The organism is Aquimarina aquimarini, assembly GCF_900299535.1.
Taxonomy (GTDB): Bacteria; Bacteroidota; Bacteroidia; order Flavobacteriales; family Flavobacteriaceae; genus Aquimarina; species Aquimarina aquimarini.
On record NZ_OMKE01000034.1, the window covers coordinates 25,328 to 47,425 of the forward strand.

Annotated in this window: 20 protein-coding genes; 11 read left to right on the forward strand and 9 right to left on the reverse strand. The window is 31.6% G+C overall.

The features are described 5' to 3' along the window. The 3 genes from DG508_RS21040 to DG508_RS14170 are packed head-to-tail and all read right to left on the reverse strand — an operon-like array spanning position 1 to position 3,972. On the reverse strand, positions 1 to 339 hold the full coding sequence (locus DG508_RS21040; protein ID WP_159090838.1) for a hypothetical protein: 339 nt from the start codon (positions 337 to 339) through the stop codon (positions 1 to 3). Between the two features lie 8 nt (positions 340 to 347). Then, on the reverse strand, positions 348 to 1,586 hold the full coding sequence (locus tag DG508_RS14165) for a DUF4374 domain-containing protein (RefSeq protein WP_159090839.1): 1,239 nt from the start codon (positions 1,584 to 1,586) through the stop codon (positions 348 to 350). A gap of 10 nt (positions 1,587 to 1,596) precedes the next feature. Continuing rightward, entirely contained in the window at positions 1,597 to 3,972 is a 2,376-nt protein-coding gene (locus tag DG508_RS14170) for a TonB-dependent receptor (RefSeq protein ID WP_108868778.1), read from the reverse strand. 180 nt (positions 3,973 to 4,152) lie between these two features. Between DG508_RS14170 and DG508_RS14175 the strand changes: the two genes are divergently transcribed. Further along, positions 4,153 to 4,548 carry a lysozyme inhibitor LprI family protein gene (locus DG508_RS14175; protein WP_108868779.1) on the forward strand — a complete coding sequence of 132 codons (396 nt, stop codon included), beginning with the start codon at positions 4,153 to 4,155 and terminating at the stop codon, positions 4,546 to 4,548. A gap of 107 nt (positions 4,549 to 4,655) precedes the next feature. On the opposite strand, the gene DG508_RS14180 is transcribed toward DG508_RS14175, so the two are convergent. From DG508_RS14180 to DG508_RS14195, 4 genes are all read right to left on the reverse strand, one after another. Next, on the reverse strand, positions 4,656 to 5,129 hold the full coding sequence (locus DG508_RS14180; RefSeq protein ID WP_108868780.1) for a DUF4625 domain-containing protein: 474 nt from the start codon (positions 5,127 to 5,129) through the stop codon (positions 4,656 to 4,658). Positions 5,130 to 5,197: 68 nt separating this feature from the next. Continuing rightward, a complete protein-coding gene (locus tag DG508_RS14185) occupies positions 5,198 to 6,022 on the reverse strand; it encodes a hypothetical protein (RefSeq protein WP_159090840.1) in 825 nt (274 codons plus the stop codon). A gap of 16 nt (positions 6,023 to 6,038) precedes the next feature. Beyond that, the gene (locus DG508_RS14190; protein WP_108868782.1) at positions 6,039 to 8,402 is read right to left on the reverse strand and encodes a TonB-dependent receptor; all 2,364 of its coding nucleotides are present in this window, start codon (positions 8,400 to 8,402) and stop codon (positions 6,039 to 6,041) included. Between the two features lie 238 nt (positions 8,403 to 8,640). Then, a complete protein-coding gene (locus tag DG508_RS14195; RefSeq protein ID WP_108868783.1) occupies positions 8,641 to 9,000 on the reverse strand; it encodes a hypothetical protein in 360 nt (119 codons plus the stop codon). Positions 9,001 to 9,385: 385 nt separating this feature from the next. Here DG508_RS14195 and DG508_RS14200 point away from each other — a divergent pair, with 385 nt between their 5' ends. The 4 genes from DG508_RS14200 (at position 9,386) to DG508_RS14215 (ending at position 11,611) form a co-directional block, all read left to right on the forward strand. Further along, positions 9,386 to 10,027 carry a DUF4494 domain-containing protein gene (locus tag DG508_RS14200; RefSeq protein ID WP_108868784.1) on the forward strand — a complete coding sequence of 214 codons (642 nt, stop codon included), beginning with the start codon at positions 9,386 to 9,388 and terminating at the stop codon, positions 10,025 to 10,027. 174 nt (positions 10,028 to 10,201) lie between these two features. Continuing rightward, positions 10,202 to 10,714, forward strand: coding sequence for a Crp/Fnr family transcriptional regulator (locus tag DG508_RS14205; protein ID WP_108868785.1), 513 nt, complete (start codon positions 10,202 to 10,204; stop codon positions 10,712 to 10,714). Between the two features lie 216 nt (positions 10,715 to 10,930). Next, a complete protein-coding gene (locus DG508_RS14210; protein ID WP_159090841.1) occupies positions 10,931 to 11,107 on the forward strand; it encodes a hypothetical protein in 177 nt (58 codons plus the stop codon). Between the two features lie 54 nt (positions 11,108 to 11,161). Continuing rightward, complete coding sequence (locus DG508_RS14215) at positions 11,162 to 11,611, forward strand: tetratricopeptide repeat protein (protein WP_108868787.1); 450 nt, start codon at positions 11,162 to 11,164, stop codon at positions 11,609 to 11,611. Between the two features lie 172 nt (positions 11,612 to 11,783). Here DG508_RS14215 and DG508_RS14220 read toward each other — a convergent pair whose 3' ends face one another. After that, a complete protein-coding gene (locus tag DG508_RS14220) occupies positions 11,784 to 12,953 on the reverse strand; it encodes an acyl-CoA dehydrogenase family protein (protein WP_108868788.1) in 1,170 nt (389 codons plus the stop codon). A 66-nt stretch (positions 12,954 to 13,019) separates the two neighbouring features. Between DG508_RS14220 and DG508_RS14225 the strand changes: the two genes are divergently transcribed. From DG508_RS14225 to DG508_RS14235, 3 genes are all read left to right on the forward strand, one after another. Continuing rightward, positions 13,020 to 13,490 (forward strand): hypothetical protein, encoded by a 471-nt coding sequence (locus DG508_RS14225; protein ID WP_108868789.1) that lies wholly within the window; start codon positions 13,020 to 13,022, stop codon positions 13,488 to 13,490. 81 nt (positions 13,491 to 13,571) lie between these two features. Further along, complete coding sequence (locus tag DG508_RS14230; RefSeq protein ID WP_108868790.1) at positions 13,572 to 13,922, forward strand: hypothetical protein; 351 nt, start codon at positions 13,572 to 13,574, stop codon at positions 13,920 to 13,922. A 385-nt stretch (positions 13,923 to 14,307) separates the two neighbouring features. After that, positions 14,308 to 15,042, forward strand: a complete 735-nt coding sequence (locus DG508_RS14235; protein WP_108868791.1) for a LytR/AlgR family response regulator transcription factor — start codon at positions 14,308 to 14,310, stop codon at positions 15,040 to 15,042. A 197-nt stretch (positions 15,043 to 15,239) separates the two neighbouring features. Here DG508_RS14235 and DG508_RS21045 read toward each other — a convergent pair whose 3' ends face one another. Next, positions 15,240 to 15,410: a hypothetical protein gene (locus tag DG508_RS21045; protein WP_159090842.1), complete on the reverse strand. Its 171-nt coding sequence runs from the start codon at positions 15,408 to 15,410 to the stop codon at positions 15,240 to 15,242. A gap of 525 nt (positions 15,411 to 15,935) precedes the next feature. Here DG508_RS21045 and DG508_RS14240 point away from each other — a divergent pair. From DG508_RS14240 to DG508_RS14250, 3 genes are all read left to right on the forward strand, one after another. After that, a complete protein-coding gene (locus tag DG508_RS14240; protein ID WP_108868792.1) occupies positions 15,936 to 17,153 on the forward strand; it encodes a GTP-binding protein in 1,218 nt (405 codons plus the stop codon). A 229-nt stretch (positions 17,154 to 17,382) separates the two neighbouring features. After that, positions 17,383 to 18,117 (forward strand): superoxide dismutase, encoded by a 735-nt coding sequence (locus tag DG508_RS14245; protein ID WP_108868793.1) that lies wholly within the window; start codon positions 17,383 to 17,385, stop codon positions 18,115 to 18,117. 582 nt (positions 18,118 to 18,699) lie between these two features. Further along, positions 18,700 to 22,092: an RHS repeat domain-containing protein gene (locus DG508_RS14250; RefSeq protein WP_108868794.1), complete on the forward strand. Its 3,393-nt coding sequence runs from the start codon at positions 18,700 to 18,702 to the stop codon at positions 22,090 to 22,092. The last annotated feature ends 6 nt before the right edge of the window (positions 22,093 to 22,098 follow it).

A 22,098-nucleotide genomic window follows, 5' to 3' on the forward strand; every position in this document is an offset into this window, starting at 1 on the left:
TTAGTAAGTAATAGTAAATAAGGATTCTATAATAATGATTAGCACCCCCAAAAGGATAAGATGGGTATATTTTAATTTTGGAAAAGGGGCAAATAACAATACGCTACTAGCCAATGTCATCCAAATAAGTAAGCTAGAGAATATACCAGTAACTAGCCCCAAAGAGAAACATAACACAAAGGTGGATGCAAAGAAAAACACTAAGGCTACTATTTGAGTAGCCTTAGTATTTTTTGATAAGACAAGAGTTATGTTCTTTTTGACAAAGTCTACTCTTTCTGATATAGCATAAAGACACCATACAGAAAGAAAAGAAGTTACTATTGCCAGACTGTACATACGATATGTTATTTGATTACAGTTAATTGGTTTGGGACACCACCTTTTACAGAAAAAGCTTCTTTTGCCTCTTTGGTAGCAGAGTCATAAGTGTAATACCCTTGAAATGTAGAGTTACTTACTGCAAAATAAACTTTGCTATCTATAACTATTGGTCCATTTATACTAGAGCCAAAAAATGCGCTTCCTGGAATACCTGTAATTTTAGTAATTTCCTTAGAAGTAATATCAACTTCATAGGCGTCAAAATCCTCATCTGCACCATTGCTCCAGTCTGGGGCCATAGCAGTAGATTTAAGCTTTATATATAACTTATCTCCAATGATAGCAGGACCACCTAATAAAAAGCTATGTCCGCCTATAAAATCATCATAATCCAGTTTCCATGAGTCATCAAAGGTATTAGCACCCGCTTTGATACGAAGAGTTCTTGAATAAGCAGGATCTGTAGGATTACCAACAGGGCTGGAGAGATAAATATCTCCATTTGGAGCCACATTTACATAATTAGAATTTTTTCTTTCAAAACCTAACCAGTTATAACCATTATGTTGTGTTAATCCAATAAATGTATCGTTGTTGGTATCAAAAACAGCTACATAGGTAATATCAAACGCATGAGTTCCATCTTCTTTCAAAAAGAACAGTTGCGTATACAATTTTCCTTGACTTTCTACCATAAAAGAACCCAATCGTGTACTGGCAACGGTATTATCTAGTAGTGGAGTAATTGCATCAGTAATGTCAATTTCACCAGTACGTTGCATAGTAGAAGGGTTAAACGTTTGTATGGCAGTACGGCTTCTGTTTGAATCTGTGTAATATCCCTTGGTTGAGCTTACAACTTCAAAAATAAAACGTCTTGCATTTATGGCAATAAAACCAGCATCTGTAAAAGTATTGTCAGTAGTATAACTAAATTTTTGTAAACCTGTGTCTCCTGCAGAATTAGAGGTGTTATAAATATCGCCATCAATTGCTTCACCAATGGTTCTCATGGCAGAAAGTTGTACTGCATTTGTAATTGAAGAAGGATCAATTTCACCAGAGAACATTTCTTCACCTGGGATTAGTAAACCACTGGAAGTATTAGGGTCAGTTATTACAAAAAGGGCGACACTTGATTTTTTATCTACCGGGGGTTCAGTACCTGGGGTGTCAGTTTCAGGATTGTTATCATCACTACTGCAACCTATCATTGCAATTACCATTAGGATTGATAACATTTTAAACGTAAGCTTACTCATATTTCACTTTTTAATTAATAGAATATTTGATTTTGAATCGATAATTGATTCCTGGTTTTTGAACTCTAAAACCATCAAAAGCTTTAGCATCCAATAAATTGTTAATTTCAGCATTAAACCAGAGCGGAATAGTTGGCATTTTATAGGTCATCCCCATATCTACTATATTTTGTGTAGGAATTATATTGGCTCCAGCAATACTGTCTACATCACCAAAAAGAGGGGGCTCTTGCGTTGTAGAGACAGCATTGAGCAAATATTGCTCTACATAACTGTAGTTACTATAAAATTGCCAGTCTCCTTTACCAATTAATTTTTTTGGGTGGTAACGTAATCCTATATTACCAAAGAAATATGGAATATTAGGCTGTCGCGAATTTTCTAATGATCTGGAGTTTTCCTCAGTGTTTTTGCGTCTGATATCTTGATATGTCACAGCCAGATTAAAACTGATATTTTTTGTGGCAGTACCTTTTAAAGAAAACTCTCCTCCCAAAATACTGGCATCAGCAGTATTTTGGTAACGAGAGAAAATCAATCCATAGGGGCGTAAAAATATGTTGTTCTGAATATCTCTGTAGAAACTATTAATATCTAACCACAGTGTTCTATTTTTGTTGAGGTTTGTATAAAAACCAAGATTAATATTGTCACTTAATTCAGGTTGTAGAGAGGAGTTACCCGATATAAATAAAGCATCACCAAAATATTCTTCAGATTCAGGAATACGACTGGCACGTTCATAAGAAAATCGAACATATCTATTTTTATTGAAATTATACTTTATAGAATTACCAAAACCATAACTATCATCTTTAAACTCTGGAATGATTCCATAATAATCATAAGTAGAAGATATAGAGCTTGTTTTTACACCATATCTTTTTACAGTGAAAATATTGTCAAGTTTTCCATTGAAGAAAGATGAGGTAATTCCTATACCCGTAATGTTGCGAGTGTATTTTGCAGGAAAAGATAAAACATCAACATCTTTTCCAAAAGCAGGAGCCAAAGGGTCTGTACCTATACGTTTTTCATAAATATAATTGTGATTGAAATTAAGAGTGTGGTTTTCATGTAATTGATAGCTTAGATTGATTCGAGCAATCCAATTATCAAATTCTAGATTTCTGAATGATTTTGAATTTTGGTTTGTTTCTCCGCCATTATCATTATCTGGTATTGGAGAAGCTTCTGCAAGCCAGTTATACCTATTTTCTGGAGTGTCATCAAATAAGGTAGTACGGTTGCTATATGCAGAAAATAAATCTAAGTGTAATTTATTTATTTGTTTTTGGTATCGAACAGAATAAATTAAAGCATCTTCTTCGTAGATAGCTTCTCCATACGGTATTGTAAGCCTGATATTATTTTGTAATTCTTTATACATATCAAAATAAGAGAATCCAAACTCAAATAGATCAGCTATTTTGGTGTCACGCATTCCTAATTTTGTTTCTACAAACAGACTTTGTACACCATCATGAAACCTTTCTACAGATGCGGTAGTTGGAACTCCCGTCTCTGAGTCAGGAATATCAACATCAATTGTATAATTATTATCTGAACTAATAAGATATGAAGAAACAGACGCAAATAATTTTGAATTTGGAATGTTTATATACCCATTAAGGTTTGCTTGATGTGTGTTGAATGAACCCACACTATAAGTAAGATCAAGGTTGTTATCATTATTTTGTCTAGAGATAAAATTAACGGCTCCTCCTAATGCATCTGCTCCCAAATCTACAGGTAGTATCCCCTTATAAATTTCGATATTAGCAAGTTGATCTATAGGAACCATACTTAGATTAAAAGCTCTTCCTAAGTAATCCAAAGGAATGCCATCTCTAAAAAAACGGATAGCATTACCCTGCAAACCATTGATGTTAATACTAGTACTACTACCAATGCCTCCTGTTTGCCTTACCTTTACTCCAGAAGTTTGATTCATGATCTGTGGTAAACTAATGGATTGTGCTTGTAATTGATTTACATCAATAACTTCTATTTTTATTGGTTCTTCACGTTTTCGTTGTGTTTTAGATTTACCTTGTAGGATAACTTCTTCCAGATTTTGACTGGTTTCTGTCATCGTTATGGTAAGAGAGATTGGTTTTCCTTTTTGAAGTGTAATAGGAATACGTCTGTTTTTGAATCCTAAAATGGCAATTTCCAGTGTATAATTGCCAAATGGAGTTTTGTTTAGTTCAAAATATCCATTTTCATTGGTGATCCCTCCAATAGTAGTACTCATTATTTGGATGGTTGCCCCTAATAAGGGGAGACCATTTTGATCAGAAATTGTGCCAGAAACAGAAGATTGCCCCCAGATAGTTGTAGTTATCAAAAGCAAAAAGCACCCCAAAAAGTAATTTTTGTACATTTATTTTTATTTAGTTTAAATAATATGGGGCAAAAGTATTGTAGAATCTATTCCTGTTACTAACGCGAATAGTAGAATTCATGCCGTGAATGAAAACAAAAATGTGTTAAATTCTGGTAACAAATGGTATTATCCTACTTTTGTATTTAAAAGATACATCCTTCAAAAAAAAAGATATAAATGAATAGAGTAGTAGTGCTATTATTGTTGGTATTGAGTGTTAATTGTTTTTCACAAACACAAGCAGAAATGAATAGAGAAGCTTATAATGAGCTTAAAAAATCAGATACAATTTTGAATAATGTGTATCAGGAAATTTTGAAGACTTATAAAAAAGACACTCTTTTTTTACAGCACTTAAAGAAGTCTCAAAGAATTTGGATACAATTTAGAGATGCTGAGTTAGCAATGAAATATCCTGATTACCCTGATTATATGTATGGGTCGATCCACCCGATGTGTAGAGCTTCTTATCTAAAGAATCTTACAGAGAAGCGAACAGAAACTTTGAAAAGTTGGTTGACAGGTATTGAAGAAGGAGATGCTTGCAGTGGATCGGTATATGCTAAAAATTAGATACTCCTCTTATTGTATTTGCAACTAATTGAATTGATATACTATTTAATAAAAAACAATATCAAAAAATCGAGTAAAGTCAATTTGCTCGATTTTTTGATAGTAGTCTATTGTATTTTTATATCAATAGAGGTTCTGCTTTGCCACCCAGTCACATCGATTACTGAAATCTGACAGTGATAATCTCCAGCATCGATTCCTTCAGGAATAGTAATAGACTGTGTGATCTCATATTGTTTTACTTCTCCTTTGATAGGGTAGTTTTCCATAAAAATCATTGGAGATTTTGGTGTTTTTATAGGATCCAATGTACATTGCGCACCTTGGTCATCATGTGTATGATGATCAAAATTATGGTGTATATCGATAGCATAAGAAGCTAATGCCACATTATCTGCAGCTTTCACTTTTATGATATATGGATTTCCTTTTTGTAAGACCGTGCATGATTTCGGGAATCCCTCTGCGTAGTTTACTGTGATAGTAGGTTTCTCTGTGTCGGTTTCCTCATCATCACTACTACAGGAACAGATGTTTCCCAGAATCATAAGGAAGAAAATTGATTTTATAAATGTTTTCATTGCTTTTATATTTAAAAAAGACTATCCGAAAAAAAACAGCACTTTTTTTCAGATAGTCTTTTAGCGTTTTACTTTACTTCAAAAGGAACTGATAGTTTTACCGCTTCACTTTCTCCACCTTCTGTTACATAAATATTCAACCAATATCCTTCAGCAGGAATACCCTCTGGTAGATTATACATGTAATCGATCATTGGATTTTTTTTGCCGTTATAAGATTCTTTAGGAAGTATCATTTCTACATTATCCCATTTTCCTACTGCTACATTTTGGCCTTCTCTCCATTCTTTAAACCATAACTGATATTTTATTTCGGTTACAGTATTATTTCCTGATACATACTGATAGGTTGTTTGTAGTTTATCGGTTCCCAGTACGGCAACATTATTGTCACCAACTTTCATGTCTTTGAATTTTTGTATGATATGAAGGTCTTTGGTAACGATACTTTTTGAACCATCTTCATGCTCTGCTGTAATCTTGAATTTATAAACTCCTTCTGCAGGCTTAAAAGAAGGTTCATACTTATTTTCTTCATCAAAATATACATGATAGTGGATATGAGGGTTTAGTTGCCCTTCATAACGCTCTACAGGAACAAGGTGATTAGATAATTCCCAAGCAACTTCTCCGTCTTTTACTACAGGAACATCAAAAGGAGTTACATCAAATAAAATTTTGGTAACCTTACTAGTACCCGTATAATCAAATTCTGTATGGATATCTACGTTTGATTGAGGTAGGACAAATTGAGAGTTACCTAGTTCTATGCCAGTAAAACGTTCTGCATTGATATTCTCTTCGAAAATAACAGAGTTATCATCATCACTATTACATGAAATGATGAATAAACTTAGAAAAAATAATAGGGTTGCTTTGAATGTGTTTTTCATAATTAAAAGATTAGATTTAAAATTTTTGTAGTATCGAAATCGATACATTTCTTCCAGGTTCTGGAACCTGTATTAGTCTGTAAAAACTAGTATGGTCAAATATTTTTTTATCCAGTACATTGTTTACGCTGCATTGTATCTGTAATGGATGTTTTTGTGAGAACAAGTGCGTTTCTGTTTGAACACCAAAGTTTAGCAATGAAAACCCGTCTGTTGGTCTCTCGGGGGGAACAATATCATTTTGTTTAGCAGTAATCCTTAGGTCAGAAAACACACTTGTTTTCTTAAAAAACCACCATGAATTTATGTTGTATTTGGCAGAGAATATTGTAGACAAAGGAGGAGAGAATGGAAGCGTAAAATTCTTCTTATCACCACTCAATTGTTTAGAATATACATATTCTAAGGAAGCAGATAAAGAGAATGCAGGGCTTGGTGTATAAAGAGCCGTTAATTCACCACCATATCTAAAAACTTCGCTCTGAGTATACTGGTACCTTTGTAAAGTCTCGTAATAAGCAGGAGTAGGGTTGAGGTATATGTAATTCTCAAAATAATTTACAAATGGATTAAGTTGTATTTCAAAATTATTGATAGTTGCGTTTAGTTCTCCATCAATTTGATATGAATTTTCTGGTTTTAGATCAATACTACCTTCTTCATATCGATACATATGATAATTTACCCCATCAGAAGCCAACTCACTAGCTAGGGGGATTCTAAAACTTTTACCTAGGTTCAGTTTATATGAGGAATTCTTTTTGAGATAGCTGATACCTACAGATGCGCTATAACTACCAAACTCTAAATTGGTTTTACTAGAGCGTTGTCTTCTTTCTTGAGTAATAGTTCCGTCACTATTTGTTATAGGAGAATCAAACCACTCATAATAAGGTTTTGTGTGTACAGTACCATAATCATAACGTAGTCCTCCTTCTAGGTAGAAACTATCAGTAATTTTATATTGATCATAAGCAAAAGCACCAATGGTAAGTCTATTGTATTCTGGGATCAAAAATCCCCACCCACCAATAGTATTGTTTTGGTATTCAGCATTAATTCCTAGTGCGATTTTATGAGTATCGAATGCATGAATATGGTCTTTTACATTAATACTATACGTGTTTTTTATAAACCGACGTTCTTTTGTAGAACTAGGTGTTGGCATATACCCATGAGGTACTGGTTCTGAATGTTCTTCTCTATGATTATTTTGATAACCTACCTCTAGAATAAGGGTATGATCTGGTAAAGTAATTTTAGAGTTATTTATAATTTTTAAGTGATTGACCTTGTGGTGTGGTAGATCAATATCCCGATTATTAGCATCATAATCTATTTGAGATGTTCTTACTTCTAGACCATGAGCATTCGCAAAAAAACCACTTTTAGCATTTACATTAGTAATAATAGTTTCAGACTGAAAATGATCAGATACATATCCTATAGAAGAACTGATATCATAATTTTGTCCAGCGGTATTGCGTAAGTAGTTTTTATGTAAATTAAAAACGTAGTTTTCATAATATATCTGATCTGTAGGAACTTTATAGTCTCCATAATTTTGATGTGTTATTCGAGCTTTGTAATACCAGTTATCATATCGTTTTTTTATTCCAGCAGAGACTCCAAAAAGATCATTATTACTTCTACCAGTAAGATGAACCTCACCAGAAAAAGAGTTCTTTGCAAGAAGTTTTCCTGATTTGATTGCTATAACCCCTGCGATAGCATCAGAGCCATAAAGTAGAGATGAAGCCCCTTTTGTAATCTCTAGTTCTTCTACATTGTATTGATCGATTTCTAGTCCGTGATCTGTTGCCCACTGTTGCGCTTCGTGTTTAATTCCGTTTTCTACAACCACAACTCGATTAAACCCGAGGCCTCGAATTACAGGTTTGGATTGCCCTGATCCAATTGATATAGAGCTTACCCCTGGAATTTTTTTGAGCGTTTGCATTAAGCTATTCTCTCTATTTTGTTCAAGAAAATCTTTTTTGACTTCTAATTTTGATAAAGAACTTTTTTGTATTCTTTTTTGATTAGTATCTCCAGATACAATTACTTCTTCAAGCACAGATTGATTAGCTTCTATAGCAATGATGTTAGCTGCAAATAGAGGAATCTCTATTGTAGTATGATAGGGCTTATAACCAATATGTGTGATAGAAAGTGTATACTCTTGTGCTAGAATGTTTTTAAAATAAAAATCTCCTTCTGTATTAGTGACCGTATGTTTATTATTAATGCTTATATGAGCTCCAACCAAAGGAGTATTTGTGTCTTTATCAACGACTTTTATTTTGACTGAATATAAATCTTGACTATATGCTGTTAAGCAAAACAGTAGACATATAATATGAATACTTCTTTGTATCATAAAAACTAAAATGAGGGTATCAATTGAGGTACTTTTACACAGTAAGCTCTTCAATTCGATTTAGTAATTTTTTCAAAAAATGATGAATCTTAGAGAATAGAGAAGTTGATAGTAAAGCAAGTATTAAGATACGTCAACAGAGTATATAGCCTTATAGCATATACAATATCATTATATATAAATGATAATGGATATATGTAAAAAGTTGAAGTAATTATAATAAGATGACTTTAGACTATCATACTATTACAGGAGGAGCTCTTAAAGAAGTATTACTAAGTAGGTGACTATATAGTAATGAAGTTTTATATACTATAGATTTATAGTGATAATAGGTGTTGTTCTTTATTCCTATTTCAAAACTATGATCAAGATATAATTTGGTAATTTGATGTTGTTGGCAGAGTAAGCAATCACAGACATCATCAAAAAAAGAATTATTTCCAGTTATAGGAGCATTCTTAATACTTAATTCTGTTATTGATACAGTATTAGTATCAGCATGGCACTCAAAGAGATTATGAAACGCATAGTCAAGTTGTGATACTATAAATAGTAAAGCAAAAAATAAAGCAATATGTTTTTTATACTCCTTCAATGGTTTTTTGTAAGTGCCAAATAATTATATAGTGAAAAAAAGGTGTCTTTTTTTAGAAGAAAACCATTTTAGGGCGCAAAAGTACAAATTTATTCAAAAAGCAACAATGTTGCAATACTAATAATTTTATAAAATAGCTTGAAGCATTTAGAGTAAACAAGAGGAATATCTACAATTTTTGATTTTGTAAAGCGTTTTTTAAAAAAGTTTTTATTTGAACTCTCTGTTTTTTTATTATTTAAAGGTTTGATTTTTAAAGAAGAATATATAATGTTGTTTTTTGCGATAAGTAGTGTCTTTAAATATAAAATGTGAATATCTATTGTACAGATCAGTAGTCAAAACTTTTTTTAAAATTTATATTTGCCATCCTTAAAAAAAAAATATGAGCGCAACTTGGTATGAGTGTAAAGTAAAGTATAGAAAATTAGATGATTCTGGAGCACAAAAAATGACAACAGAAGCTTATTTGGTAGATGCATTATCCTATACCGAAGCCGAAACCAGAATTAACGAAGAAATGTCTTCATACATTAGTGAAGAGTTTAAAATCACTAATATAAAAATGGCAAATTTTGCAGAGATACACCCATTTGAAAATAGTGATCGTTGGTTTAAGACCAAAGTTTCTTTGATTGCATTTGATGAAGAAAGCGGTAAAGAAAGAAAATCAAATATGTATTTATTAGTACAGGCAAATGATATAAAAGAAGCTTTTGATAGCACAAATGCTATAATGAAAGATACTATGGGTGAATATTCTATTCCAGCAATCTCTGAATCTCTGATTATGGATGTTTTTCCATATTTTACAGGAGAAGAAGAGCAGTTAGAGAAATTTAGAGCGATACAATCTGAAACCCTGACTGATAGTGAAATTCCAAATGAGGCAGATGATCAAGTACATACTCAAGAGGTTGTAGTAGATGAGGTAGAAAATGAAGAGGTTTCTGAAGAAGTTGAGACTGAAAGTGATTTTGAAAACAAAGAATATGTAGAAGAATCAGAAGGTGAAATTCCTTTATAAAAATTACAAATTTGTAATGTTACTATTCTAGTATCAAAAAAAGTCATCTCTACAGAGCAGAGATGGCTTTTTTTATTTAAAAAAATGTTATTTTTATGAATAGCTGAATACTATTTTGTTCTATAGTGTTGTTATTGAGTGTAGTTATAGAAATAAATTTATAATACGGTAGCAATGTTTATTGAATCTTTACATACAATTGTTTTCTTAAAAAAAGGAGATCTATTCCTGAGATATGGTCAAAAGAATACCAAAATAGGAAAGGTGAAGTCTGGCGTATTACGAGCATTTATTATTAATGATGATAAGGAGATTACCACTCATTTTTATGAAGAAAATGATATTGTTTCTGGTAATTATGTACCTGATACCAAATCGTCAATTTATATTCAAGCTTTGGAAGATTGCTCAATTTTGACGGCAAATTTTTCAGAAGTAATGTCTTGTATCTATCAAAATAAAGAAGTAACAGAGCTTATCAATACAGCTTTTCAAAAATTAAATGCAAGAATACAATCTAGATTGGTCGCGCTTACCAATTTGAGTTCTTTAGAAAAGTATAGCCTTTTTCTTAAAGAGTACCCAAGTTTGATTAATAGAGTTCCTCATTATTATATAGCTGATTTTTTGGGCATAACACCATATCAGTTGAGTAGGGTGAGAAAGAAATTTTCTCAAAATAGGTAATTAAACAAATTCTACTTTTGATTATATATATCTGCAATAGATATAGAGTTTTAGAATAAAAAAAACAATCCTCCAGTTTTATTAATAGTTAAGGCAATGCATACGTTGTTTTGATTCACTGTTTTAATAATTTAATATTAGTTTAAGATAATTTAAAAAGTTAGTTAAAGCTAACTTTTGTATTTTTATACTGAAAATTATAAAATGATTGGCACAATGCAATACGTTATTGAATTATTAGAAGTAGAAAAAAAACAGATAGATATAAAGGTTAGGAACCATAAGCTTATGCAAAAAGATATGAAAAAAGCAGTTTCTGAGTTATCAAAAATTACCGAAATAAAAAAAGCAATAAAGATTTTAAAATCAAAGCATCAGCGATACAAATATTGAATTATAACAGAGATACCAATAAAAATAGATACCAAATAAAAACCACTATAACTAATGAGTGAATTATGTATAACCCACATTGAGAATTATTGGAAAACCAAAACAAAAGAATCCAATGTTTTATTTGACCAAAGAAGATATGAAGAGGCTTTATCAGGATATAAAGACGCTTTATACAGAGCCGAAGTTTTGAATACATATCAATCAGATTGTATTCGTGATAATGTTCCGTTTATACAGATATATGTTATTTCTTGTAATAATATGGTGAATACATACGAAGAGTTAAATTCTGATAAAGAGGCAGAAAAAATTCTTAAACGTTTGGTGTGTTATCTTTTATGCTTAACCGATAATGATACCCTGAATCATCATGAGACAAAGGTAGAATTAAAAAAAGCAATAGTAACCTACATCAATTTTGTTCATAAAAATGGGGGGGATAAAAAAGAGTTAGAAACTTTATTTAATACTGTAAAGAGAGAAATGGTGGCTATGCAATAACAGACGATAAGTTAGACTGATTTACAAGTAATCATTTCATTTATTTTTAAACTTTTTAAATTCGCTATAACAAAACTCTATTTCTACAAAAATTATGTAGAAATAGAGTATAAATGTAATATATGTAATTTGTTATTTTGGGTGATAAAATTTGTATAAATAACACGATAGTTTATGCAAAAGCACTAAAACCAGTAACATCTTTTCCTGTAATTAATAGATGCATTTCATGTGTACCTTGGTAGGTAATAAGAGTTTCAAGATTCATCATATGTCGCATAATAGAATACTCACTTGTTATCCCCATGCCACCCAAAATTTGCCTGGCTTCTCTTGCAATTTGAGAGGCCATTTGTACATTGTTTCTTTTTGCCATTGATATTTGTTGATACGAGGCTTTTCCTTCATTCATAAGTACTCCTAGTTGATAGCATAACAATTGCGCTTTTGTGATCTCAGTAATCATTTCGGCTAATTTTTTTTGGATTAATTGATAGCTACCTATTGGGTTATTAAATTGTATTCGCTCTTTTGAGTATTGTAAAGCTGTTTCATAACAATCCATAGCAATGCCTAAGCTTCCCCAGGCAATAGCGTATCGACCAACATTCAAGCATTCATATGCATCTTTTATCGAATTGCTTTTTTCTAGTACTTGATTTCTAGAAACCACAGTGTCAGAAAAAATAAGCTCTCCTGTATTAGAAGCTCTAAATGACCATTTGTTTTCGATTTTTGAAGTGGTAAAGTTCTCAATTTTATTGGTTTCAATAATAATTCCTTGTACTTGGTTTTGCTCATTTTTTGCCCAAACAATTGCAATATCAGCTTTAGAAGCATTACCAATCCACATTTTACACCCATTGAGTAAGATTTTGTTATCATTGATTTTGAAGTAACTGTGCATTGCAGAAGGATTAGAACCATGATTAGGCTCGGTAAGTCCAAAAGCAGCAAGATATTCTCCAGTAGCTAATTTGGGTAAATATCTTTTCTTTTGATCTTCTGAACCAAATTTCCATATAGAATACATTACCAAAGAAGTTTGTATAGAACTACATACCCTTACAGAAGTGTCCCCTTTTTCAAGTTCTTGCATCATAAGTCCGTAAGCAATATAATCGGTACCCATTCCTCCATATTTTTCTGGTATAATTAATCCAAAAGCACCGATTTCTGCCAATTCTTTGATAAGATGTGTTGGGGTTTGCCCTTTTTGGCTATATTCTTCTATAACGGGACGCACATGTTTGTTTACCCACTCTTTAGTAGCTTCTCTAATAAGTATTTGTTCGTCTGTAAAATGAGATAGTATATTATAATAATCTGTAGAAATAGACATAATTTATAAATTTTTGTAAAATTAGTTATTTAGATTTGTTCTAAATAGCTAATTTTGTGAAAAAAAATGGACACAATCGAATTTGGGATAGTACACTCTAATGTAGATGACTATTTAACTACTACCATATATATCAATGGGTATGATCTTAAAGATATATTAGGATCAATAGAAATTAATCAAGTAAAAAAGAATGATGATCAATTTATGGTAGGAGCCTATGAAGGGATTTCTCCATTCATAGCATTTCATACACATAATCATTTTTTGAAAGATACAGTAAATGAATACATCTATTTTGATAATCGTTTTGTCCTTTTAGAGTATATCAATTCTGGTATACCAGGAGATCATACCATTGCTTGTAATATTGATATTTATCAAGATACTGTAAAATGGTCTAATTTTAAAAATTTCTCAATACTCTCAGAAAGTGATTTCAAATATGAGGAATTAAGTTTTTCTTTTGATAGAAAGCAATATGAAAAAGCCATAGAAGAAATGGTTACTACAGAAATAAATACAATTTATGGGTGAATTTCTGAAAATTAGAATATTTGTTTTGACCTAGGAAGAACGATACTAATTATGATATAGTAATACAAAAAAAATAAAAAAATGAAACCATATATAGCAAGTTTATTAAATGCTTTAGTCTTAATAAGTTTAGGAGCTTGGAGTTATTTCTCTTCAGAGTCACCCTCAATAACAGCACTAATCCCTGTGATAATTGGTGTCATCCTATTGTTTTTAAATAAAGGAATTAAAAAAGAAAATAAAGTAATAGCACATATAGCGGTACTATTAACTTTAGTAATTTTGATAGGTTTGTACAAACCATTTATGGGAGCAATACATAGAGAAAGTACCATCGGAGTTGTAAGAGTCTCTATTATGATACTATTTACATTGATTGCATTTCTATCATTCATCAAAAGTTTTATAAACGCACGTAAATCAAAATCATAAGTTTATATCTAGTGGATTCAAAGTGTAAATAGTATTACATAAAAAAACTAGAAACAATAAGGTATATCAAAATCTAGTATACTATCGTTTTATTGGTTTTTTTTAAGGATAATGCTATATTTTACAGATGTTTCAAGGTGAAATAGACTTTCCTATTACATAATAGACGTTTAATACATTGTATATAGATTGTTTTGGGTTATTTTCCTTATATTTATTCTAATTCGTGACTAGAAAACGACTATTGATAGATGTACCCAGTCTATAATAAACCTTCAAACACAATAGTATACTCCCTGTTTTTGGTCAAACATATTAAACATATTGTTATACCTCTATTTGTTATAGAGGTAGTTATTTTTATGTAATCAAATCCTAACGAAGAATGAAATGTTTTCTGATAGGGGAGAACAGAAATTTACTAGAAAATATTGAAGCATATTTACAAGCTAATTTCTTTTATATAAGAGCTTATGAAAAAACAAACTCTTATAAAGAAGGAGAAAAGATGCTCCAAAAAGTAAAACCAGATCTGGTTTTATTAGATATCACAGTAAATTTAGAAATCCCATTTGACCTTCTTAAAAAAATAAAAAAATACACTATTGATCATTTAGTGATAATACCCAATGATAAAGAAGTAATAAATTTTTTAAAAAAAGAAAAAATAATATCCCTCACTACTCCTTTAGACTATGAAGAATTACAACTATACATCAATACGTTTTATATAAATAAAACAAAAGAAATAGAGTTGCAACAAATCTTATCGAGAATACATAACAAGGTTCCAAAAACCAGAATAGCGATACCTCAAGAAAAACAAATACAAATGGTCTCGCTTAGGGATATCATTTATATTGAAGCAGATGTAAATTACTGCCAAATACATATTCATGATAAGAAACCTATGTGTGTGTCTAAAACATTAAAAAGTTTTGAAGAACAGTTAATCAATAATAATGAATTTTACAGAATACATCAGTCGTATCTTATTAATTTAAATTATATCAATAAAGTCATAAAAACAAAACTTCCTCAGGTAATTATGACTAATGGAGATATCTTACCTATATCGAGATCTAAAAAAGTAGATTTTTTAAAATTAATCTTAGGGTAAAAGAAAAATCATCGCTACAAACGATGATTTTTCGACTTAACCGAAACTTAGAACAAAAAAATAAAACTTAAAAACTTAATATGGAGTGCTTAACATATTCCTTGTTTTTATGATTAATGTTGATGTGATTTTCATTGCTCTATGATTAAGAAGTTAAGGCTGGTATGACACATACCAGCCTTAATTGGTAAAAAAATCTACTTAACCTTAATAGAATAAAGGATGGTGATATCAGAAGTGTGATCGAGAATGTGATTTTTTTCCATTTGATGTATACCAGTTTGTAATTTTTTTTGTGCAGAAATACCATCTACAAATAGTAGAGAGATGATAATAAAAATCAAAAATAAAATATAACTTTTTTTCATAACATATTGATTTTTGGTTAGGTATTCTATTCTATGTTTTAGATTTGAGTTTATGTAAGCTTAAAAAAATTAGTGCTTTATCTAAAGAATATCAAGCAATTATTTCTATTGTACTAAGTTGATTATTTACTTCTTTTTAACAAAATGTTAATTATTATTTAGGGGTAATTATTAATTCTTTTAATAAAAGCAATTATTATACTGTCATTTTTGAAAACATTTTGGTTGTTAAAATGCTGAAAAACAGTGTTTTGATTGTTGTTTTAATAGGGTTTAACCGTAGTTGAAAATCATGAAATTGTAGATTCTATACGTTTGAAGTATAAAAAGAGCTAAAACCACTCAGATAGTAAGACATATTTCTTTATACGGTGACTTGTATTTATTAACCAAGAAATAATAAATTATAGGATATCTGATTATGAGGTGATTATGTTGGTGGTTTCATGTTCAGAATTTGGATTTATAGAAATATAAAATTGTATTTATGTATAATTTTATTATTATTGCAACAAAGTTGCTATAATGGATTTTAAAATACAACATACAAGAAAACTACCAGTTACTATTCTTTCTGGTTTTTTAGGAACAGGAAAAACTACTGTACTTAATCATATACTCAATAATAGAGAAGGACTCAAAGTTGCTATCATAGTAAATGATATGAGCGAAATAAATATTGATGCACAACTTGTAAAAAATGAGACTGTCTTATCTCGTACTGAAGAAAAGTTGGTAGAAATGAGTAACGGCTGTATCTGTTGTACTTTGCGAGAAGATCTTATGGTAGAGGTAGAACGTTTAGCAAAAGAAAACAAGTTTGATTACCTTCTAATTGAAAGCACTGGTATTTCTGAGCCTATTCCTGTAGCGCAAACTTTTACTTTTGAAGGAGCAGAGAATGGTATTAATCTTAGTAATTATAGCTATATAGATTGTATGGTTACAACAATAGATAGTTATAATTTTTTAAAAGATTTTGCGAGCCTAGAAAAATTAGTTGATCGCCAGCTCACCAATATTGAAAATGATTATCGTACCATAGTTAATTTAATAACAGATCAAATTGAGTTTGCCAATGTAATTGTTTTAAACAAAACAGACCTAATCTCTAATGAAGAGGTCGATTATTTGATCTCATTTATTCATACTTTAAATCCTGAAGCAAAGATTATACCTGCAACCTATGGTAAAATTCCAATAAAAGAGATTATCGATACAGGGATTTTTGATTATGATAAAGCAGAACAAAGCGCAGGTTGGATTAAAGAACTCAATACTCCACATCACACACCAGAAACCGAAACTTATGGATTCTCATCATTTGTGTATAAAGCAAGAAAGCCATTTCATGCAGAAAGGTTTCTTCATTTTATGAAAGAAGAATTTCCTCCACAAATTATAAGAAGTAAAGGACTTTTTTGGTTACACTCGCGTCCTGATCAAGCGTTAGTATGGGGGCAAGCAGGTAGTTCTATACAAACTGATTACGCAGGAGTATGGTGGTCTGGTATGCCTTTTTCAGAAAGAACATCCTATCCTTCATTTGTAGATAATCAAGAAATAATAGAAAAAGATTGGCACCCCATAACAGGAGACCGCAAAATAGAACTTGTATTTATTGGTCAAAACCTAGAAGAGGATAGTATCAAACAAAAACTAGATGCCTGTTTGTGTTCTGATTCAGAGATTAAAGAGCTTAATTTAGGAGAAACCCTTGCAGATAGTTGGACTATTGTTTGACCTAAACTTGTAAGAATATTCACATTATTTTAAGATTATTTCGCGTTTTTGCTACTTTTTTGTGCGCCTCAAATTCTATTTTATGCTTATTTTTATAGACAATTTTATACTAAACTATAGAAATATAAAAAAGCGATACTCTATACATCTTCATGCTTTGATTTAAATACAAAATATGGAGAGTAAATCATTGATCGTTTTTACGATAATAACACATAAATAGAAGATAATGGATAAAAGAAAATTTCTAAAAATAGGAAGTGTTGCTGTGGGAGGAACTCTAGCTGCTCCATCTTTATGGCTATCGAGTTGTAATAAAAAGACAACTCCAGCAAAAGTAGAAGAAGAAGTAAAAAAGCCTCTTGTTGCTGAGACGCTTTTTACACTGCCTGACTTGCCATATGCATTTGATGCGCTAGAACCTATTATAGATAAAGATACAATGCAAATCCATTATTCAAAACACCACCAAGGATATGTTAATAAGCTTAATAAAGCCGTATCAAAATTATCTATAGAGAAAAAACCAATAGAAGATCTTCTGGCAGGAGAAAATCTACCCGAAGCGATACAAAATAACGGAGGAGGACATTACAATCACACCTTGTTTTGGGAAAGCTTATCCCCAGAAAAGAAAACACCTTCTAAGGAGTTGGTAGCTAGAATAGAAAAAGACTTAGGGAACTTTGAAGATTTTAAAAAATCGATGATAACTCAGGGACTTTCTGTTTTTGGATCTGGGTGGGTATGGCTAATCCAAACCGAAAAAGGATTACAAATAACAACTACCGAAAATCAAGACAACCCTTTGATGAGTGTAGCAACACAAAAAGGAAACCCAATTCTGGGAATCGATGTATGGGAACATGCATATTATCTTAAATATCAAAATAAACGTAAAGAATACCTGACTAATATTATGAATATTATCAACTGGGAAGTTGTAGAGAAAAGAATCGCATAGATTAGAATTAGGTATACTCGATAACGTAGAAATGTTTCTCGTAAAACATACGAGCAAGCAACAAAGTAAGAGAGCCAGTTACAGCAATGTAACTGGTTTTTTTATGACTAGCGATGGTATAGGTTTAAGCTACAAATCAAACTGTTAGATTAGTTGTAGAGTAAATAATAGTGCTCTAAAATTGACAATATGCACATATAATATAGCTCATATTTAATTTTTTCAAAAATTGATGGTAACAATTTAATAAGTCAAAACATATACTAGTAATAGAAACCTAAATTAAACGTGATATATAGCTGATAGCGGGATTCGCAATCCGTGAAATATAAGAGAAAGAGAATAAATAGTAAAAGTAGTTACCATTAGAAAAATTCTGATGGCATCAACAATTAAAAGATAGGAGTTAAAAAAATAAACAGTTTCAAAAAACGGTACTTCTATATTGTACTATTGCCCTAACAAATTGAATTTATGCACAGACATAAACACATTGTACACTTTTATGAGTAAAAATTGTAATAAAAATTAAAATATCAAATGAAGTTGTCTAAATCTAGAAATACATAAATATACCATCTAATGAAAAAACACATTATCTATCTATTCCTGTTTTTATCAGGAATTGGTATTGCTCAGGAACTTAACACTTATACCCCTATATCACCTAACGCGGCAAGTTTAGGTAAATATGGAGCATTTCCTGTAAATACCAATTTAGGAACTACTAATATTTCTATCCCTTTATATACAATCAAGCAAGGGGATATAGAAATACCAATCAGTTTAAGTTATAATGCTACCTCAGGGATTAGGGTAAATGAAGAAGCCTCTTGGGTAGGATTAGGATGGACCCTTAATGCTGGTGGAGCGATTGTAACCAATGTAAAAGGACAACCAGGAGGAGGAACTGCTCTGGATTTTGGTAATGTACAATTCAACGGCTCATTTTCTTCATTTTTTGCAAATGTTAGCCAGCAACGAGCAGACCTTAATGCAGATGATTATTTTTTTAATTATTCTGGTAATTCGGGTACATTCACCTATGATCATACAACAAGCAAATATGTGTTTCGTGATTATAAATCTATAACTATTTCAAGGGATGACGGAAGCCCTCGTGGCTTTAATGCTCTAATGGAAGATGGTACAATGCTGTATTTTGGAGTGTCAGAGGAAATAGATCGTTATAGAAATTATGATTTAGCTTCACAATATAGAAAATATACTACAGCATCTTATCTCACTAAAGCTATTTCACCTAATCGAATTGATGAGGTTACTTTTGCTTATGACAGCCATATGTTTGAAAAAAAGACGGAAAAAACTGGGGATCAAATTTCTATGGCTTTAGCTTCCGCAGTAGACGCTCCTTTGCCAAGTTGGAGTCCGCTACCTCCATCAGTAAGTAGAAAAGAAGGAGAGTTAGAATATAAATCGCATGAAAAAACATTGAAACGAATTGATTTTAAATCAGGATATGTTTTGTTTGATTATAGTCTGGATCGAATCGATAGTCAATCCGCTCGGTTAAATCATATCAAAGTATATAATACTATAAACGGTAGTGATATTTTAATTAAACAAATCTCTTTTTCTTATGATTATTACACTCGCAAAGGAGGGTGGTATGATCGTATTTATCAAAGTGAATTAAGTACCGATGCCTATAAAAAATCTTTACAATTGACAGGAGTAAAGATCAATAGTAATACTCCTACTCCCCAGGAATACAAGTTTGAGTATAATGCTACGCAATTACCTGTTCGTGCTTCTGCAGCTCAGGATTTTTGGGGATATGCTAATACCAATAGTGGTAGTTATATGCATAAGCATACCACTACACTTTATTTTATGGGGAATCAATTTAGAACTTTTCCACATGTAACCGAAGTAGGAAATGGAGATAGAACTGCCAATGAAGAGAAGTCAAAAGCAGGAGTTCTTACCAAAATAACCTACCCCACGGGAGGGTATACCGAGTTTGAATATGAAGCCAATAAATATACTGTTACCGTAAATGAGCCTATTTATAAACTTAAAACTTTGCTTTTTGCAGTGGAATCTCCTGATCTGGGATGTGGAACAAACACATTGACCACCAGCTATACGATCCCTGCTGAGGCTAAAGACCCGTCGTTACGTTATTCCTTTCGCCCATGTCTTAATAATGATAATTCTCGTAAAGCTTTTGCAAAAGTCGATAATAAAATATACAAAAGAAAGCCAATACCTTTGAGTGAAACATTGGATAATGGATTTTCTGAAACCATTAGCCAATTTGCAAATAAAACATATCAGTTACAGTTACAGGAATTTGCCAATTCTATCCCAAATTACAGTTGTACAGGAATCAATGTTACAGTGTCATGGAAAGAGTTGAATGGCTATCAAACCGTAAATAAAGATATACTGGTGGGAGGGTTGCGTATCAAATCCATTACCAGTTATGATGGTATCAACACAGGCTTTACCACCAAAAAAGAATATAGCTATAATAAACCTCGTGTGTTAATCCCAGTATCAAATAATAATTATAGAATTTTATATAAAGTTCCTGGAGAACCAAAAATTTTAAATACTATCAGTTCTCACCCTACATACTCATTAAATATAAACGGGGGACCTTCTGCTGAGTATACACAAGTAACGGAGTATGATAGTAATGCTGCAGGAGTTGATAACGGTAAGACGGTGTATGAATATGAGCCTACCCCGGTATATCGTTTGATCGATACAGGAGCTGCTGGTACAGGATCTGCATTTACATTCTTTAAACATCCAGATTTTGATCAAAACGTTTGTGCAGGAGGAGGTCCCTTAGCTCCTTATCCAATAGAAAGTATATATATTCAAACGATTAAAGATGTTGGGTATGGTAACTTTATGAACTATACCGTAAAAAGCTGGGCAGGAGGAAATTTAAAATCACAAAAAGTATATAAAAAAAATGGAAGTGGGTATACTTTGTTGAAATCGGTAGATAATACCTATTCAACACTGGCAGAATCAACCTTACCTTTTAATCTTCTTCATTCAATGGACCCCAATGGATTCAATATTTATGGTGGATCAGGTGATTTAGGAGCTTGTAGTGATGCTAATTTTTCCCATATTTATAACAAGAGTTATATCTCATTAGGTAAAAAAGCACTAACCTCAAGTAAAGAAACGATCTATGATACCAATGGGCAGAATCCAGTAGTTACTGAGAAATCATATAGATACGACCACCCTAATTATTTTCAGACGCAAAGTAGTGTAAAAAATAGTCTAGGGAGTGAATTAAAAACGAAAACTTATTATCCTAACCAAAGAAGTCAGTTGGCCAATTTAAGTATTGATGATAAGAATGCATATTTCAAATTAGAGCAATTACATCGTATTGCCACTCCTATACAAACAGAATCCTATAAGGGTACTACGCTATTATCTACCCAGCGTACCTTGTTTAAGCCAGGGATTGCTACCAATTCATTTTTTCCTAAAAGTGTACAAACAGCAAAAGGAGCGATTACCACAACTAATCCATTAACAGATAAGGTGCGATACCATAAATATGATAGCTCTGGTAATCCTATAGAAGTTTCAAGGGCAGATGGTAGTCATATTATTTACATATGGGGGTATCAAAATACTTATCCTATTGCCAAGATCGAGAATGCATCGTATATAGAAGTCTCAGGATATATTGCTGGATTACAAACCCAATCAAATGCAGATAATGACCGTACTCGTGGTAGTAGTGGTAAAGAAGGGGCTTTACGAGATGCGCTCCATGCAATGCGGGTAGGATTACCCAATGCTATGATATCTTCTTATACTTATGATCCTTTGATAGGAGTAACCAGTATGACCGATCCCAAGGGCTACACCTTGTATTATGAATATGATACAATGCATAGACTCAAACGCGTGATTGATCATCAGGGTAAAATTGTATCTCAAAACGAATATCATTACAAAGGACACTAATAACAA

Excerpts from the sequence above, each read along its gene's own strand:
- DG508_RS14215 (WP_108868787.1), top strand. The coding sequence starts at position 11,162 with ATGAGTGAATTATGTATAACCCACATTGAGAATTATTGGAAAACCAAA.
- DG508_RS14235 (WP_108868791.1), top strand. The coding sequence starts at position 14,308 with ATGAAATGTTTTCTGATAGGGGAGAACAGAAATTTACTAGAAAATATT.
- DG508_RS14245 (WP_108868793.1), top strand. The coding sequence starts at position 17,383 with ATGGATAAAAGAAAATTTCTAAAAATAGGAAGTGTTGCTGTGGGAGGA.
- DG508_RS14205 (WP_108868785.1), top strand. The coding sequence starts at position 10,202 with ATGTTTATTGAATCTTTACATACAATTGTTTTCTTAAAAAAAGGAGAT.
- DG508_RS14180 (WP_108868780.1), bottom strand. The coding sequence starts at position 5,129 with ATGAAAACATTTATAAAATCAATTTTCTTCCTTATGATTCTGGGAAAC.
- DG508_RS14250 (WP_108868794.1), top strand. The coding sequence starts at position 18,700 with ATGAAAAAACACATTATCTATCTATTCCTGTTTTTATCAGGAATTGGT.
- DG508_RS14170 (WP_108868778.1), bottom strand. The coding sequence starts at position 3,972 with ATGTACAAAAATTACTTTTTGGGGTGCTTTTTGCTTTTGATAACTACA.
- DG508_RS14230 (WP_108868790.1), top strand. The coding sequence starts at position 13,572 with ATGAAACCATATATAGCAAGTTTATTAAATGCTTTAGTCTTAATAAGT.
- DG508_RS14165 (WP_159090839.1), bottom strand. The coding sequence starts at position 1,586 with ATGAGTAAGCTTACGTTTAAAATGTTATCAATCCTAATGGTAATTGCA.
- DG508_RS14175 (WP_108868779.1), top strand. The coding sequence starts at position 4,153 with ATGAATAGAGTAGTAGTGCTATTATTGTTGGTATTGAGTGTTAATTGT.
- DG508_RS14185 (WP_159090840.1), bottom strand. The coding sequence starts at position 6,022 with ATGAAAAACACATTCAAAGCAACCCTATTATTTTTTCTAAGTTTATTC.
- DG508_RS14210 (WP_159090841.1), top strand. The coding sequence starts at position 10,931 with ATGCAATACGTTATTGAATTATTAGAAGTAGAAAAAAAACAGATAGAT.
- DG508_RS14240 (WP_108868792.1), top strand. The coding sequence starts at position 15,936 with ATGGATTTTAAAATACAACATACAAGAAAACTACCAGTTACTATTCTT.
- DG508_RS14220 (WP_108868788.1), bottom strand. The coding sequence starts at position 12,953 with ATGTCTATTTCTACAGATTATTATAATATACTATCTCATTTTACAGAC.
- DG508_RS14190 (WP_108868782.1), bottom strand. The coding sequence starts at position 8,402 with ATGATACAAAGAAGTATTCATATTATATGTCTACTGTTTTGCTTAACA.
- DG508_RS21040 (WP_159090838.1), bottom strand. The coding sequence starts at position 339 with ATGTACAGTCTGGCAATAGTAACTTCTTTTCTTTCTGTATGGTGTCTT.
- DG508_RS21045 (WP_159090842.1), bottom strand. The coding sequence starts at position 15,410 with ATGAAAAAAAGTTATATTTTATTTTTGATTTTTATTATCATCTCTCTA.
- DG508_RS14225 (WP_108868789.1), top strand. The coding sequence starts at position 13,020 with ATGGACACAATCGAATTTGGGATAGTACACTCTAATGTAGATGACTAT.
- DG508_RS14200 (WP_108868784.1), top strand. The coding sequence starts at position 9,386 with ATGAGCGCAACTTGGTATGAGTGTAAAGTAAAGTATAGAAAATTAGAT.